Origin of the sequence: Escherichia sp. WS2035 (assembly GCF_046487065.1) — a bacterium.
Lineage (GTDB): Bacteria > Pseudomonadota > Gammaproteobacteria > Enterobacterales > Enterobacteriaceae > Escherichia > Escherichia coli.
In genome coordinates, this window is sequence record NZ_JBJQKD010000001.1 from 216,433 (window position 1) to 231,343 (window position 14,911).

The 14,911-nt window shown below is 52.7% G+C and carries 15 protein-coding genes; 4 read left to right on the top strand and 11 right to left on the bottom strand.

Going from position 1 to position 14,911, the window contains the following annotated elements; all coding sequences use genetic code 11:
* Positions 1 to 13 precede the first annotated feature (13 nt).
* Together thiL and pgpA are read left to right on the top strand one after the other, a co-directional pair.
* Entirely contained in the window at positions 14 to 991 is a 978-nt protein-coding gene (gene thiL, locus ACJHX4_RS01065; protein WP_000742109.1) for a thiamine-phosphate kinase, read from the top strand.
* Entirely contained in the window at positions 969 to 1,487 is a 519-nt protein-coding gene (gene pgpA, locus ACJHX4_RS01070; protein WP_000154050.1) for a phosphatidylglycerophosphatase A, read from the top strand. The genes thiL and pgpA overlap by 23 nt, the downstream gene beginning before the upstream one ends.
* Before the next feature lie 53 nt (positions 1,488 to 1,540).
* Here the strand turns inward: pgpA and yajO are convergent, their stop codons facing one another.
* Genes yajO through xseB form a run of 4 tightly spaced genes read right to left on the bottom strand, consistent with a single transcriptional unit; the run spans position 1,541 to position 5,598 of the window.
* The gene (yajO, locus tag ACJHX4_RS01075; protein WP_001199825.1) at positions 1,541 to 2,515 is read right to left on the bottom strand and encodes a 1-deoxyxylulose-5-phosphate synthase YajO; all 975 of its coding nucleotides are present in this window, start codon (positions 2,513 to 2,515) and stop codon (positions 1,541 to 1,543) included.
* Positions 2,516 to 2,569: 54 nt separating this feature from the next.
* Positions 2,570 to 4,432 (bottom strand): 1-deoxy-D-xylulose-5-phosphate synthase, encoded by a 1,863-nt coding sequence (gene dxs / locus ACJHX4_RS01080; RefSeq protein WP_000006816.1) that lies wholly within the window; start codon positions 4,430 to 4,432, stop codon positions 2,570 to 2,572.
* 24 nt (positions 4,433 to 4,456) lie between these two features.
* The gene (gene ispA, locus ACJHX4_RS01085; RefSeq protein ID WP_000347219.1) at positions 4,457 to 5,356 is read right to left on the bottom strand and encodes a (2E,6E)-farnesyl diphosphate synthase; all 900 of its coding nucleotides are present in this window, start codon (positions 5,354 to 5,356) and stop codon (positions 4,457 to 4,459) included.
* A complete protein-coding gene (gene xseB / locus ACJHX4_RS01090) occupies positions 5,356 to 5,598 on the bottom strand; it encodes an exodeoxyribonuclease VII small subunit (RefSeq protein ID WP_001124935.1) in 243 nt (80 codons plus the stop codon). The genes ispA and xseB overlap by 1 nt, the downstream gene beginning before the upstream one ends.
* 205 nt (positions 5,599 to 5,803) lie before the next feature.
* On the opposite strand from xseB, the gene thiI reads away from it, so the two are divergent.
* Positions 5,804 to 7,252, top strand: a complete 1,449-nt coding sequence (thiI, locus tag ACJHX4_RS01095; RefSeq protein ID WP_000668686.1) for a tRNA uracil 4-sulfurtransferase ThiI — start codon at positions 5,804 to 5,806, stop codon at positions 7,250 to 7,252.
* A gap of 53 nt (positions 7,253 to 7,305) precedes the next feature.
* Here the strand turns inward: thiI and yajL are convergent, their stop codons facing one another.
* Entirely contained in the window at positions 7,306 to 7,896 is a 591-nt protein-coding gene (gene yajL / locus ACJHX4_RS01100) for a protein deglycase YajL (protein WP_001276309.1), read from the bottom strand.
* Entirely contained in the window at positions 7,859 to 8,770 is a 912-nt protein-coding gene (gene panE / locus ACJHX4_RS01105) for a 2-dehydropantoate 2-reductase (RefSeq protein ID WP_247773308.1), read from the bottom strand. The genes yajL and panE overlap by 38 nt, the downstream gene beginning before the upstream one ends.
* Positions 8,771 to 8,937: 167 nt before the next feature.
* Here panE and yajQ point away from each other — a divergent pair, with 167 nt between their 5' ends.
* Complete coding sequence (gene yajQ, locus ACJHX4_RS01110; protein WP_001138904.1) at positions 8,938 to 9,429, top strand: nucleotide binding protein YajQ; 492 nt, start codon at positions 8,938 to 8,940, stop codon at positions 9,427 to 9,429.
* 127 nt (positions 9,430 to 9,556) lie between these two features.
* On the opposite strand, the gene ACJHX4_RS01115 is transcribed toward yajQ, so the two are convergent.
* The 5 genes from ACJHX4_RS01115 to cyoB form a co-directional block, all read right to left on the bottom strand.
* Positions 9,557 to 10,921: an MFS transporter gene (locus tag ACJHX4_RS01115; RefSeq protein ID WP_001000986.1), complete on the bottom strand. Its 1,365-nt coding sequence runs from the start codon at positions 10,919 to 10,921 to the stop codon at positions 9,557 to 9,559.
* Between the two features lie 148 nt (positions 10,922 to 11,069).
* Positions 11,070 to 11,960, bottom strand: a complete 891-nt coding sequence (cyoE, locus tag ACJHX4_RS01120) for a heme o synthase (RefSeq protein WP_000576425.1) — start codon at positions 11,958 to 11,960, stop codon at positions 11,070 to 11,072.
* A gap of 11 nt (positions 11,961 to 11,971) precedes the next feature.
* Entirely contained in the window at positions 11,972 to 12,301 is a 330-nt protein-coding gene (locus tag ACJHX4_RS01125; protein WP_000019796.1) for a cytochrome o ubiquinol oxidase subunit IV, read from the bottom strand.
* Entirely contained in the window at positions 12,301 to 12,915 is a 615-nt protein-coding gene (locus tag ACJHX4_RS01130) for a cytochrome o ubiquinol oxidase subunit III (RefSeq protein WP_000179819.1), read from the bottom strand. The genes ACJHX4_RS01125 and ACJHX4_RS01130 overlap by 1 nt, the downstream gene beginning before the upstream one ends.
* Positions 12,905 to 14,896 (bottom strand): cytochrome o ubiquinol oxidase subunit I, encoded by a 1,992-nt coding sequence (cyoB, locus tag ACJHX4_RS01135; RefSeq protein ID WP_000467176.1) that lies wholly within the window; start codon positions 14,894 to 14,896, stop codon positions 12,905 to 12,907. The genes ACJHX4_RS01130 and cyoB overlap by 11 nt, the downstream gene beginning before the upstream one ends.
* Positions 14,897 to 14,911: the final 15 nt, after the last annotated feature.

A 14,911-nucleotide genomic window follows, 5' to 3' on the forward strand; every position in this document is an offset into this window, starting at 1 on the left:
TGAGGCGTAACGTATGGCATGTGGCGAGTTCTCCCTGATTGCCCGTTATTTTGACCGTGTAAGAAGTTCTCGTCTTGATGTCGAACTGGGCATCGGCGACGATTGCGCTCTTCTCAATATCCCCGAGAAACAGACCCTGGCGATCAGCACTGATACGCTGGTGGCGGGCAACCACTTCCTCCCTGATATCGATCCTGCTGATCTGGCTTATAAAGCACTGGCGGTGAACCTAAGCGATCTGGCAGCGATGGGGGCCGATCCGGCCTGGCTGACGCTGGCATTAACCTTACCGGACGTAGACGAAGCGTGGCTTGAGTCCTTCAGCGACAGCTTGTTTGATCTTCTCAATTATTACGATATGCAACTTATTGGCGGCGATACCACGCGTGGGCCATTATCAATGACGTTGGGTATCCACGGCTTTGTTCCGATGGGACGAGCCTTAACGCGCTCTGGGGCGAAACCGGGTGACTGGATCTATGTGACCGGTACACCGGGCGATAGCGCTGCCGGGCTGGCGATTTTGCAAAACCGTTTGCAGGTTGCCGATGCTAAAGATGCGGACTACTTGATCAAACGTCATCTCCGTCCGTCGCCACGTATTTTACAGGGGCAGGCACTGCGCGATCTGGCAAATTCAGCTATCGATCTCTCTGACGGTCTGATTTCCGATCTCGGGCATATCGTGAAAGCCAGCGACTGCGGCGCACGTATTGACCTGGCATTGCTGCCGTTTTCTGATGCGCTTTCTCGCCATGTTGAACCGGAACAGGCGCTGCGCTGGGCGCTCTCTGGCGGCGAAGATTACGAGTTGTGTTTTACGGTGCCGGAACTGAACCGTGGCGCGCTGGATGTGGCTCTCGGACACCTGGGCGTACCGTTTACCTGTATCGGGCAAATGACCGCCGATATCGAAGGGCTTTGTTTTATTCGTGACGGCGAACCTGTCACGTTAGACTGGAAAGGATATGACCATTTTGCCACGCCATAAAGATGTCGCGAAAAGTCGCCTGAAAATGAGTAATCCGTGGCATCTGCTTGCTGTCGGATTCGGAAGTGGATTAAGCCCGATCGTTCCTGGCACGATGGGGTCGCTGGCGGCGATTCCCTTCTGGTATCTGATGACTTTTTTGCCCTGGCAGCTCTATTCGCTGGTGGTGATGCTGGGGATCTGTATCGGCGTCTATCTTTGTCATCAAACGGCGAAAGACATGGGCGTGCACGATCACGGCAGTATTGTCTGGGACGAATTTATTGGTATGTGGATTACGCTCATGGCGCTGCCGACCAATGACTGGCAGTGGGTTACCGCCGGATTTGTGATTTTCCGTATTCTGGATATGTGGAAGCCGTGGCCGATCCGCTGGTTTGATCGCAATGTACATGGCGGCATGGGGATCATGATTGACGATATTGTCGCCGGGGTGATCTCCGCAGTCATCCTGTACTTTATTGGACATCACTGGCCGCTGGGTATTCTGTCGTAGTTGTGCACCGATGCCTGATGTGACGCTTGTCACGTCTCATCAGGCCTGTATACCTATTTAAATCCTACGACCGGATGCGGTTTATACGGCGTTTCCAGCTCGGCGATTTGTTCCGGCTTCAAGGTGATATCCACCGCGTTTAGCAGTTCATCAAGCTGTTCCTCCCGAGAAGTTCCGATAATCGGTGCGGCAATGCCCGGTTTACTCAACAACCAGGCCAGCGCAACTTGTGCTCGCGTTGCACCAAGTTCTTCACTGACGCCCGTTAAGCGTTCTGCAATTTGTGCGTCATTTTCATCGCTTTCTTGGTAGAGATTTTTCCCCACTTCATCCGACACCAGCCGTGCGGTGGTTTCTCCCCAAGGACGCGTCAGACGGCCCCGCGCCAGCGGGCTCCATGGAATCACCGCCACGCCTTCCTGATAACACAGCGGCAGCATCTCGCGCTCTTCTTCACGATAAATCAGATTGTAGTGATCCTGCATACTGACAAACTGCGCCCAGCCGTGCTGTTTTTGTAGTTCCAGTGCTTGAGCAAACTGCGAAGCGTGCATGGATGACGCGCCGATATAACGCGCTTTCCCGACTTTTACCACGTCGTTCAGGGCTTCCAGCGTCTCTTCGATCGGCGTGTTGTAATCCCAGCGATGAATTTGCAGGATATCGACATAATCCATGCCGAGACGGCGCAGGCTGTCGTCGATAGAGCGCAAAATTTGTGCACGGGATAATCCTTCAGGTAAATCACCAACGCGATGGAACACTTTGGTCGCAACGACCACGTCTTCACGACGGGCGAAATCCCGCAGTGCGCGACCGACGATCTCTTCGCTGCTGCCATCGGAATAGCTATTGGCGGTATCAAAGAAATTTATGCCGCCTTCCAGCGCACGTTTAATGATGGGACGGCTGCTCTCTTCCGGCAGTGTCCATGCGTGATTACCGCGATCTGGCTCGCCAAAGGTCATACATCCGAGGCAAAGTCGGGAAACGCGAAGGTCGGTTTTTCCTAAGGGGTTGTATTGCATGCTGCCACTCCTGCCATGAATAATTTCTTAAGCATAGCAGGAGTGGAGTAGGGATTATGCCAGCCAGGCTTTGATTTTGGCTTCCATACCGGTGGCATCGAGGCCGAGTTCGGCGCGCATTTCTTCCTGAGTTCCTTGTGGAATAAAGAAGTCCGGCAGGCCAATGTTCAGCACGGGTACTGGTTTACGATGGGCCATCAACACTTCGTTCACGCCGCTGCCTGCACCGCCCATAATGGCGTTTTCTTCTACGGTAACCAGCGCTTCATGGCTGGCGGCCATTTCCAGAATTAACGCTTCATCAAGCGGTTTCACGAAACGCATATCGACCAGCGTAGCGTTCAGCGATTCAGCGACTTTCGCCGCTTCTGGCATCAGCGTACCAAAGTTAAGGATCGCCAGTTTCTCACCACGACGCTTCACAATGCCTTTGCCAATTGGCAGTTTTTCCAGTGGCGTCAGTTCCACGCCAACTGCGTTGCCGCGCGGGTAGCGCACCGCGGACGGGCCATCGTTATAGTGATAGCCGGTATAGAGCATCTGGCGACATTCGTTTTCATCGCTCGGGGTCATAATGACCATTTCCGGTATGCAGCGCAGGTAAGAGAGATCAAAAGCGCCCTGGTGGGTTTGACCGTCAGCGCCAACAATGCCCGCACGGTCGATGGCGAACAGGACCGGAAGCTTTTGAATCGCCACGTCATGCAGCACCTGATCATAGGCGCGTTGCAGGAAGGTGGAGTAGATCGCGACAATGGGTTTGTAGCCTCCAATCGCCAGACCCGCAGCAAAGGTTACTGCGTGTTGCTCGGCAATTGCCACGTCAAAGTAGCGATCCGGGAATTTACGTGAAAACTCGACCATGCCGGAACCTTCACGCATCGCCGGAGTAATCGCCATCAGCTTGTTATCTTTCGCTGCGGTTTCGCACAACCAGTCGCCAAAGATTTTTGAATAGCTTGGTAAACCGCCGCTACTTTTCGGCAGACAACCGCTGGAGGGATCAAATTTAGGCACGGCGTGGAAGGTGATTGGGTCTTTTTCTGCCGGTTCATAACCACGACCTTTTTTGGTCATGATATGCAGGAACTGCGGGCCTTTCAGGTCGCGCATGTTCTTAAGCGTGGTGATAAGCCCCAGCACATCGTGACCGTCCACCGGGCCGATGTAGTTAAAGCCCAGCTCTTCAAACAACGTGCCAGGCACTACCATGCCTTTAATATGTTCTTCGGTACGTTTGAGCAGCTCTTTAATGGGTGGCACGCCAGAGAAAACTTTTTTTCCGCCTTCGCGCAGTGAAGAGTAAAGCTTACCGGAAAGCAGCTGCGCCAGATGGTTGTTGAGCGCGCCAACATTTTCGGAAATCGACATTTCATTGTCGTTGAGAACCACCAGCATATCAGGACGGATATCGCCCGCGTGATTCATCGCTTCAAACGCCATGCCAGCAGTAATCGCGCCATCGCCAATGACACAGACGGTGCGGCGATTTTTGCCTTCTTTCTCGGCAGCAACCGCAATACCAATTCCGGCACTGATGGAGGTTGATGAATGCCCGACGCTTAATACGTCATATTCGCTTTCGCCGCGCCACGGGAACGGGTGCAGGCCACCTTTCTGACGGATGGTGCCGATTTTGTCGCGGCGCCCGGTCAAAATTTTATGCGGATAAGCCTGATGCCCCACATCCCAGATTAACTGGTCAAACGGGGTATTGTAGACATAGTGCAGCGCCACGGTCAGTTCGACCGTGCCCAGCCCGGAGGCGAAGTGCCCGCTGGAACGGCTCACGCTGTCGAGTAAATAGCGGCGCAGTTCGTCGCAGAGTTTCGGTAAACTCTCTTTCGGCAACAGTCGTAACTCCTGGGTGGAGTCGACCAGTGCCAGGGTCGGGTATTTGGCAATATCAAAACTCATCAGGGGCCTATTAATACTTATTGTTTATTTATTACGCTGGATGATGTAGTCCGCTAGCGCTTCCAGTGCCGAGGTATCGAATGACTGTTCAGTCAGTTGTTTCAGCGACTGACGGGCATCGTCGATCAGATCCCGGGCTTTCTTCCGGGCTTGCTCAAGACCCAGAAGTGCAGGGTAGGTACTTTTACCAAGTTGCTGGTCGGCACCCTGGCGTTTTCCCAACGTTGCAGTATCTCCCACCACATCCAGGATGTCATCCTGAACCTGGAAGGCAAGGCCGATGCTCTCTGCGTACTTGTCGAGTACTGGCAGAGCACGACGTCCTTTATCTCCGGCGCTTAATGCACCAAGGCGAACGGCGGCGCGAATCAATGCGCCGGTTTTATGACGATGAATACGCTCAAGCGCGTCCAGAGGTACGTGTTTGCCTTCAGCGTCTAAATCTAATGCCTGACCACCGCACATTCCGGCAATACCGCTGGCGCTCGCCAACTCAGAAATCATCGAAATTCTGTCGCGATCTGACACTTCCGGCATATCGGCATCGCTTAGAATCGAGAACGCCAGCGTTTGTAAAGCGTCACCAGCGAGAATCGCGTTTGCTTCGCCAAACTTCACATGGCAGGTCGGCAAACCGCGACGCAGATCGTCATCATCCATCGCCGGTAAATCATCATGAATTAATGAGTAAGCGTGGATACACTCTACGGCGGCAGCGGGTGCGTCCAGTGTGTTTGTGCTAACGCCGAACATATGACCAGTGGCATAAACCAGGAAAGGTCGCAGGCGCTTACCACCTAATAATGCGCCATACTGCATGGTTTCGACCACGGGAGTGTTCTGAAAGGGCAGTGGGGCGATAAAACGGCTCAGCGCCTGGTTGGCCTGCTTAACGCAGGCTTCGAGTTGCTGCGGAAAGTCCATTACTCATTGTCCGGTGTAAAAGGGGTTAGAGAGGCGTCTTCATTGTCAGACAGCAGAATTTGTACGCGCTGTTCGGCTTGTTGTAATTTAGCCTGCCCCTGACGTGCCAGCTGCACGCCGCGTTCGAACTCGTTCAGCGCCTCTTCCAGCGGCAGGTCGCCACTTTCCAGACGGGTTACAATCTGTTCCAGCTCGCTCAGCGCCTTTTCAAAGCTGGCGGGAGCCTCATTTTTCTTCGGCATAATGAATGTCTGACTCTCAATATTTTTCGCCCCGTCATGGTAACGGACTCAGGGCAAATAGCAAATAACGCGCAATGGTAAGGTGATGTGCGCAGCAAAGCGATGTTAGTGGTATACTTCCGCGCCTGGATGCAGCCGCAGGTGTGGGCTGCTGTATTTTTCCCTATACAAGTCGCTTAAGGCTTGCCAACGAACCATTGCCGCCATGAAGTTTATCATTAAATTGTTCCCGGAAATCACCATCAAAAGCCAATCTGTGCGCTTGCGCTTTATAAAAATCCTTACCGGGAACATTCGTAACGTTTTAAAGCACTATGATGAGACGCTCGCTGTCGTCCGCCACTGGGATAACATCGAAGTTCGCGCAAAAGATGAAAACCAGCGTCTGGCTATTCGCGACGCCCTGACCCGTATTCCGGGTATCCACCATATTCTCGAAGTCGAAGACGTGCCGTTTACCGACATGCACGATATTTTCGAGAAAGCGTTGGTTCAATATCGCGATCAGCTGGAAGGCAAAACCTTCTGCGTACGCGTGAAGCGCCGCGGCAAACATGATTTTAGCTCGATTGATGTGGAACGTTACGTCGGCGGCGGTTTAAATCAGCATATTGAATCCGCGCGCGTGAAGCTGACCAATCCGGAAGTGACTGTCCATCTGGAAGTGGAAGACGATCGTCTGCTGCTGATTAAAGGCCGCTACGAAGGTATTGGCGGTTTCCCGATCGGCACCCAGGAAGATGTGTTGTCGCTCATTTCCGGTGGTTTCGACTCCGGTGTTTCCAGTTATATGTTGATGCGTCGCGGCTGCCGCGTGCATTACTGCTTCTTTAATCTCGGCGGCGCGGCGCATGAAATTGGTGTTCGTCAGGTGGCGCATTATCTGTGGAACCGTTTTGGTAGCTCCCACCGCGTGCGTTTTGTCGCCATTAACTTTGAGCCGGTCGTCGGTGAAATTCTCGAGAAAATCGACGACGGTCAGATGGGCGTTATCCTCAAACGTATGATGGTGCGTGCCGCGTCCAAAGTGGCAGAACGTTACGGCGTACAGGCGCTGGTTACCGGTGAAGCGCTCGGCCAGGTGTCCAGCCAGACGCTGACCAACCTGCGCCTGATTGATAACGTCTCCGATACGCTGATCCTGCGTCCGCTGATCTCTTACGACAAAGAGCACATCATCAACCTGGCTCGCCAGATTGGCACCGAAGACTTTGCCCGCACGATGCCGGAATATTGCGGCGTGATTTCCAAAAGCCCGACGGTGAAAGCGGTTAAATCGAAGATTGAAGCGGAAGAAGAGAAGTTCGACTTCAGCATTCTCGATAAAGTGGTGGAGGAAGCGAATAACGTTGATATCCGCGAAATCGCCCAGCAGACCGAGCAGGAAGTGGTGGAAGTGGAAACCGTCAATGGCTTCGGCCCGAACGACGTGATCCTCGATATCCGTTCTATCGATGAACAGGAAGATAAGCCACTGAAAGTCGAAGGGATTGATGTGGTTTCTCTGCCGTTCTATAAACTGAGCACCAAATTTGGCGATCTCGACCAGAGCAAAAACTGGCTGTTGTGGTGTGAGCGCGGGGTGATGAGCCGCCTGCAGGCGCTCTATCTGCGCGAGCAGGGCTTTAACAATGTGAAGGTGTATCGCCCGTAATATGTGGTTGTAACGTCGCATCTGGTCAGATGCGACGCTTACCGCATCCGACACTACTCGTAATAATTATAAATCCCTGCCGCCATCACCAGTTGTGATGCCACTTCATGGGCTTTCTCGCGCCCAACCAGCAGGTCGATAATTTTCAGACCAAAGTCGATAGCTGTACCCGGCCCCTGGCTGGTCAGCAATTTTACCCGTGCATCCCAGACGACGCGCTTGTCCTGCCATTGTTCGGCGGGAATTTTGTCTTTCAGCGTTGGGAAGCCGGTCATATTGCCAATCGGGAAGATATCGTGCGGGACCAGCACGGTGGCTGGCGCGGCGCAAATAGCCGCGACGATACGCCCGGAACGGTGGAACTGTTTAACGGTTTCAACCAGCAGGGTGCTATCGCGAAAACACTCTGCGCCTTTGATGCCACCAGGCAGCACAATCACGTCATATTCGCCATCAGCCACTTCGACCAGCGGCGCATCCGCCAGCAGCTTCACGCCGCGCGAGCAGGTAATCGCCAGGTTACCATCGCTGGCGACGCTGGCAGTGGTGACTTTGATACCGCCGCGAACCAAGAGGTCGATAGTGGTGACGGCTTCAGTCTCTTCACTACCAGGGGCGAGGCAAACCAGTGCCGATGCGCTCATATTCACTCTCCTTTCTTTTTACCATTTCAAACAGGCGGGTGTTTTCCGGTACGGCAATCCCATGCGCGCGGGCGCGGCGTAAGAGAAAACCATTGATATAGTCGATTTCGGTGTGGCGCAGCGCGCGGATATCCTGCAACATCGACGAGATATTTTCCGCTGTTGCATCAATCACCTGCATCACGTAATCACGCAAATCTTCTGCTGAAGTATGATGCCCTTCGCGTTCGATCACTGCCGCGACTTCTTCGCATATCTGCATAATTTCTTGCGGATGATGACGTAATTCACCATTCGGGCAATTCCAGATGGCGGTCAGTGGATTAATCACACAGTTGACTGCCAGCTTGCGCCACAGCTCGGCGCGAATATTGTTATGCCACGCGACGTCAGGCAATACGGATTGCAAAATATCCGCCAGATAACTGTAATCGCCGTCCTGTTGCCGTGCCGGACCAATATGCGTGATACCGTTTGCCACATGAATAATGACATTGCCGTCGCGGCGGGCGGCATGGGTGGTGGTGCCCATCAGTAATGGCTGCTGAATGTTTTGCAACTCTTCGATGGTGCCCATGCCGTTGTGAATTAACAGTATTGGCGTGGTTACAGGCAGTGTGGACGCGAGGCTTTTGACGGCATCGGAAACCTGCCATGCTTTCAGCGTCACCAGGAGCAGATCGCTGGTGGCGAGAAAATCGGGATCGTTGGCGGTCAGCGATTCATTAAATATCGAACCATCTGTCTCAACCAGATTCACACTACAATAAGGTTGCGGTACGCGCAGCCAGCCCTGAACGTCGTGACCCTGTTTACAAAGTGCTGTAAGCCATAATTGCCCTAAGGCACCGCATCCCAATACGGTAATTTTCATTGTTCCTCCTCACCCGCAACCACTCCGGGTGTTCAATAAGGCTATCCCTTAATTGTGCATGCTGTTGCGACTATGCACAATTAAGGGATACGTCCTGGTGCAGGACTGTTGGTTATTTAACTTTGCAGGTATTATGCTTCGCATCAAAAATGAAGGGAGAGGAAAAGATGCCATCTTTCGATATTGTCTCTGAAGTTGATCTTCAGGAAGCACGTAACGCGGTCGATAACGCGAGCCGCGAAGTGGAGTCCCGTTTTGACTTCCGTAACGTTGAAGCCTCATTTGAGCTGAATGACGCCAGCAAAACCATCAAAGTGTTGAGCGAGTCCGACTTCCAGGTCAATCAGTTGCTGGATATTCTGCGTGCCAAGTTGCTGAAGCGCGGCATTGAAGGCAGTTCACTGGATGTACCGGAAAATATCGTTCATAGCGGTAAAACCTGGTTTGTGGAAGCGAAACTGAAACAGGGCATTGAGAGCGCGACTCAGAAGAAAATCGTCAAAATGATCAAAGACAGCAAACTGAAAGTGCAGGCGCAAATTCAGGGCGATGAGATCCGTGTGACGGGCAAATCTCGTGATGATTTACAGGCTGTCATGGCGATGGTACGTGGTGGCGATCTGGGTCAGCCGTTCCAGTTCAAAAACTTCCGCGATTAATCGCGACAACCTGCGCTTTGTTCATGTCAGATGCGGCATGAACGCCTGATTCGGCCTACAAAGGTTTGTAACTCAGGAACTTAGTAGGCCTGATAAGCGTAGCGCAGCAGGCAATTTCGCCTCGCTTTTATGCCTGGCGAATTGCCTGTTCAACCTCAAAGCGATTCGTCACTTTGCTGTCGATTTTCACATAAGCTGAATGTTCTTCTTCTGCAATCAACACTTCTTTGATGCCTTCAGTTTCCAGCAAACGCACTTTTAACGCCTCGTTTGCGGCAATGTTCGCCGGGATTTCAATGCGCAAGCTGCTGACATACGGCGGTTCTTTCATGGTACTGGCGACTGCCAGCCACACTGCGGCCAGCATTGCGCCAGCGAGAAATACTCCCTGACCGTCAAACATGCCGTCAATCCAGCCGCCCAGCGAACCGCCAATCGCCACGCCAAGAAACTGGCTGGTGGAGTAAACACCCATCGCCGTACCTTTGTAACCTGCTGGCGATTCTTTACTGATAAGTGAAGGCAGAAGGGCTTCCATCAAATTAAACGCCACAAAGAAAAGCTGCACGCCGACCACCAGTTGCCAGAACTGCGTTTGTGCGTTCCACAACACAATTTCCGCAACCACGATCAACCCGACGCAGAAGACAAAGACTTGCTTCATTTTGCGCTTAACTTCAGCGTAGATAATGAAAGGCACGACCGAGCCAAAGGCGATTAACATCGTTGCCAGGTAGACCTTCCAGTGTTCAGCCGCCGGGAACCCCGCATCAGCCATCTGTCCGGGCAGGGCAACAAAGGTCGACATCAGCAAAATATGCAGACACATAATGCCAAAGTTGAGTTTCAGCAGCCGCGGTTCCGCCAGCACTTTACTGAAACTGCCTTTTACCATTCCGGACTCACGATTAAGTACATGAGTGCTACTGTTGGGCACAACCCAAATGGTCAACGCAATGCCGGTTGTTGCCAGAATAGCGATCATCCAGAACAGCACGTGCAGCCCAAGTTTGTGAGTGATGATCGGGCCAAGCACCATCGCAATGGCAAAGGTAATGCCAAAGCTCACGCCGATAAACGCCATCGCTTTGGTGCGGTTTTGTTCGCGCGTGAGATCGGAAAGCAGCGCCATAACGGCTGCGGCAATCGCACCGGAGCCTTGTAGCGCCCGGCCCAGAATAATTCCCCAGATGGAGTCAGAGAGCGCAGCGATAACGCTACCGGCGGCAAACACCGCCAGCCCACCGACAATTAATGGTTTGCGACCAATGCGGTCTGAAAGCAGGCCAAACGGAATCTGAAAAACGGCCTGAGTCAGACCATAAATACCAATGGCAATACCGATTAATGCTTCGCTGGCACCTTGCAGAGCCATGCCGTACGTGGTCAGAACCGGCAGAACCATGAACATGCCCAGCATGCGTAATGAAAATACGGTCCCTAAACCCCAGGTCGCGCGCCGCTCACCTGGCGTCATTTTATAATCGTTCATTACCACCTCTGTTTTAAATTCGCGACTAGTGTAAAGCGGCAAACGAATGGGGTAAACATGCGGATTTTTTAGTAAATATTTCGAGAGGGATATGATTCTAATGCTAAGAAAAAAGGTGCCGTAGCACCTTTTTAACTGAGAGGTTGTGTTACCACACAGCAGCCAGCAGCGTATGCGAGTCCGGCACCATAAAATCAACGGACATCATCACCGAGAGGGCAGTGATAGCGATGATAGAGAAACCGAACAGCTTGCGCGCCCAGATTCTGTCATCAGCAACTTTATAGCCGCGCAGAGCCATGCCTAACCACCAGACGCTCACCGCAGCGGCGACCACCAGATATTTATACCCAGCGTAGCCGCCAAGAGAGAGCATCAGCGTGGCAACGGCAAAGGCGATGATATACAGCGTGATGTGATTCTTCGCCACCGAAATGCCTTTCACCACCGGCAGTACCGGAATGTTTGCCGCCTGATAATCCTTAAAGCGGAAAATGGCTATGGCATAAGAGTGAGGCATCTGCCACAGGCTGAAGATAGCCAACAGGATCGCTGCGCCGCTATCGAACTCGCCGGTTACCGCACAGTAACCGATCACCGGAGGCGCAGCGCCGGAGAGCGAACCAATCAATGTGCCGTAGACAGAATGACGTTTCATGTACAGGCTATAAACGCCGACATAAACCACAAAGCCCATCACCCCCAGCCAGCAGGCCAGCGGATTCGCGCCAAACCACAGCAGCATAAAGCCAGCAATACCCAGCAAGGTGGCGTACACCAGCGAGACAGCAGGAGAGATCAGGCCTTTAACCAGCACCCGATTCTTCGTCCTTTCCATCTTTCTGTCGATATCCCTGTCGATGTAGTTGTTAAACACACAACCCGACGCCACAACCAGTGACACCCCAACCAGCGTGTAGATAAACAGGGGATAATCAATGCTGCCCTTTGAGGCCAGCAAGAATCCCCCAATCACCGAGATCAGGTTGCCAAAGATGATGCCTGGTTTCGTTACTTGCAGGTATTGCTTAAATATCATAACCGCCGCTCTTAGTGCATCATCATGTTGTAGTTGAGGTTCCACATAATCCAGATGGAGCCCACAACCAGGATGGCGATGATTAGCACGGTGAAGACAAACGCCGTCATATTCCAGCCTTCATCTGATTTGGTATTCATGTGCAGGAAGCACACCAGATGCACCAGAATTTGTACCACTGCCATTGCCAGGATTGTTCCCAGAATTACGGCCGGAGAGGCAGCCCCTGTCATCACCATCCAGAACGGAATTACCGTCAGGATTATCGACAGGATAAAGCCTGTCATGTAGGTCTTTACGCTGCCATGGGATGCGCCGCTGCTTGCGTTAGAATGACTCATTACATCGCCCCCATCAGATAAACAACAGTGAACACACAGATCCAAACCACATCCAGGAAGTGCCAGAACAGGCTCAGGCACATGATGCGGGTACGGTTAGTGCTGGTCAGGCCGCGACGGGCGATTTGCACCATCAGCACCGCCATCCAGATAAGACCGGAAGTGACGTGCAGACCGTGCGTGCCGACCAGCGCAAAGAATGCTGACAGGAAGCCGCTGCGATCCGGACCCATGCCGTTAACAATCAGGTGATGGAATTCATAGATTTCCATCCCGATAAATCCGGCACCAAACAACCATGTCAACGCCAGCCAGGAGATCACCTGGCTTTTGTTGTTTTTGTACATGGCGATAGCCGCCATGCCATAGGTGATGGAGCTGAACAACAGCAAGAAAGTTTCAACCAGAACGAACGGCAGTTCGAAAATGTCCTTACCTGTCGGGCCGCCTGCGGTGCCGTTCACCAGAACGGCATAGGTAGCAAACAAGATAGAGAACAGAATGCAGTCGCTCATCAGGTAGATCCAAAATCCGAAAATTTTGGTTCCGCCTGCATCGTGGTGCCCGTGTTCGTGCGCGTGGGCAGTCGCGTGCGTCAAAGTATCAGTTGCCATTTTTCAGCCCTGCCTTAGTAATCTCATCGAAATGCTGGTTTTCCAGTTTTTCGATTTCTGCCACCGGCACGTAGTAATCCACGTCCTCGTCGAAGCTTTTCACGATCCAGGTGATGATCATGCCTGCGAAGCCAACAATCGCTAGCCACCAGATATGCCAGATCATGGCGAAACCGAAGATGGTGGAGAAAGCCGCAATGACGATACCGGCACCGCTGTTTTTCGGCATATGAATTTCTTCATAGTGGTCAGGCTTTTTGTACGCTTCGCCTTTCTCTTTCATTTCCCAGAATGCATCACGTTCGTGAACGTGCGGCACAACGGCAAAGTTATAGAACGGAGGCGGGGAAGAGGTTGCCCACTCCAGCGTACGGCCACCCCACGGGTCGCCAGTCAGGTCACGGTTCTGGTCGCGGTCACGAATAGAAACGTATATCTGAATAACGAGGCAGAGAATACCCAGCGCAATCAGTACCGCACCGCTGGCTGCAATCATCAGCATGGTGTGGAACTGCGGGTCAATCTGCTGGCTCAAACGACGGGTCATGCCCATGAAGCCCAGCGCATACAGTGGCATAAAGGCAACGAAGAAGCCGATGATCCAGAACCAGAACGCGCGTTTACCCCAGGTTTCGTTCAGTTTGAAACCGAACGCTTTAGGCCACCAGTAGGTCATCCCTGCGAAGCAGCCGAAGACCACGCCGCCGATGATCACGTTATGGAAGTGCGCAATCAGGAACAGGCTGTTATGCAGAACGAAGTCCGCGCCCGGTACTGCCAGCAGCACGCCAGTCATACCGCCTACCGAGAAGGTAACGATAAAACCGATGGTCCACAGCATCGCAGAATGGAACACGATGCGGCCCTGATACATGGTGAACAGCCAGTTGAAGATCTTCACCCCGGTAGGGATGGCGATAATCATCGTGGTGATACCAAAGAAGGCGTTTACGTTCGCGCCCGCACCCATCGTAAAGAAGTGGTGCAGCCAGACGATGAACGACAGCACGGTGATACAGACGGTTGCCCATACCAGCGAGGTATAACCAAACAGACGTTTACGCGAGAAGGTTGCCGCAATTTCGGAGAACACACCGAATACAGGCAGGATCAAGATGTAAACTTCCGGGTGGCCCCAGGCCCAAATCAGGTTGATATACATCATCATGTTGCCACCCATATCGTTGGTAAAGAAATGGGTGCCCAGATAGCGATCCAGGGTCAACAACGCGACGGTAACCGTCAGAATTGGGAAGGAAGCAATAATCAGTACGTTTGCGCACAGTGATGCCCAGGTAAATACTGGCATCTTGAACATGGTCATGCCCGGTGCGCGCATCTTCAGAATGGTAACGAAGAAGTTGATACCGGTAAGCGTCGTACCTATACCGGATAGCTGGAGACTCCATATCCAGTAATCGACACCGACTCCCGGACTGTACTCTATTCCCGATAGCGGTGGATAGGCCAGCCAGCCGGTCTGCGCAAATTCGCCCACGCCGAGAGAAACGTTAACCAGAATCACACCAACAACGGTAAACCAGAAGCTTAAGTTGTTGAGGAACGGGAACGCAACGTCACGCGCGCCGATCTGCAGCGGAACCACCAGGTTCATCAGACCGATAACGAAAGGCATCGCCACGAAGAAGATCATGATCACGCCGTGTGCGGTGAAGATCTGATCGTAGTGGTGAGGTGGCAGGAAGCCCGCTTCGCCCGCAGAGGCAAGGGCCTGCTGACTACGCATCATAATGGCGTCAGCAAAACCACGCAGCAACATCACAATCGCCACGATGATATACATGATACCGAGACGTTTATGGTCAACGGAGGTCAGCCACTCTTTCCACAGGTAGGTCCACTTACCGAAGTAAGTGATCAGGCCAACGAGCGCCAGACCTCCCAAAATAATGCCAGCGATCGTAACCATGACGATAGGTTCATGGAACGGGACTGCATCAAGTGATAATTTTCCGAACATCTTTATTCTTCCTCA

What these genes read in the sequence shown, in the direction of transcription:
- thiL (WP_000742109.1), top strand. Translation starts at nt 14, where the DNA reads ATGGCATGTGGCGAGTTCTCCCTGATTGCCCGTTATTTTGACCGTGTA.
- pgpA (WP_000154050.1), top strand. Translation starts at nt 969, where the DNA reads ATGACCATTTTGCCACGCCATAAAGATGTCGCGAAAAGTCGCCTGAAA.
- yajO (WP_001199825.1), bottom strand. Translation starts at nt 2,515, where the DNA reads ATGCAATACAACCCCTTAGGAAAAACCGACCTTCGCGTTTCCCGACTT.
- dxs (WP_000006816.1), bottom strand. Translation starts at nt 4,432, where the DNA reads ATGAGTTTTGATATTGCCAAATACCCGACCCTGGCACTGGTCGACTCC.
- ispA (WP_000347219.1), bottom strand. Translation starts at nt 5,356, where the DNA reads ATGGACTTTCCGCAGCAACTCGAAGCCTGCGTTAAGCAGGCCAACCAG.
- xseB (WP_001124935.1), bottom strand. Translation starts at nt 5,598, where the DNA reads ATGCCGAAGAAAAATGAGGCTCCCGCCAGCTTTGAAAAGGCGCTGAGC.
- thiI (WP_000668686.1), top strand. Translation starts at nt 5,804, where the DNA reads ATGAAGTTTATCATTAAATTGTTCCCGGAAATCACCATCAAAAGCCAA.
- yajL (WP_001276309.1), bottom strand. Translation starts at nt 7,896, where the DNA reads ATGAGCGCATCGGCACTGGTTTGCCTCGCCCCTGGTAGTGAAGAGACT.
- panE (WP_247773308.1), bottom strand. Translation starts at nt 8,770, where the DNA reads ATGAAAATTACCGTATTGGGATGCGGTGCCTTAGGGCAATTATGGCTT.
- yajQ (WP_001138904.1), top strand. Translation starts at nt 8,938, where the DNA reads ATGCCATCTTTCGATATTGTCTCTGAAGTTGATCTTCAGGAAGCACGT.
- ACJHX4_RS01115 (WP_001000986.1), bottom strand. Translation starts at nt 10,921, where the DNA reads ATGAACGATTATAAAATGACGCCAGGTGAGCGGCGCGCGACCTGGGGT.
- cyoE (WP_000576425.1), bottom strand. Translation starts at nt 11,960, where the DNA reads ATGATATTTAAGCAATACCTGCAAGTAACGAAACCAGGCATCATCTTT.
- ACJHX4_RS01125 (WP_000019796.1), bottom strand. Translation starts at nt 12,301, where the DNA reads ATGAGTCATTCTAACGCAAGCAGCGGCGCATCCCATGGCAGCGTAAAG.
- ACJHX4_RS01130 (WP_000179819.1), bottom strand. Translation starts at nt 12,915, where the DNA reads ATGGCAACTGATACTTTGACGCACGCGACTGCCCACGCGCACGAACAC.
- cyoB (WP_000467176.1), bottom strand. Translation starts at nt 14,896, where the DNA reads ATGTTCGGAAAATTATCACTTGATGCAGTCCCGTTCCATGAACCTATC.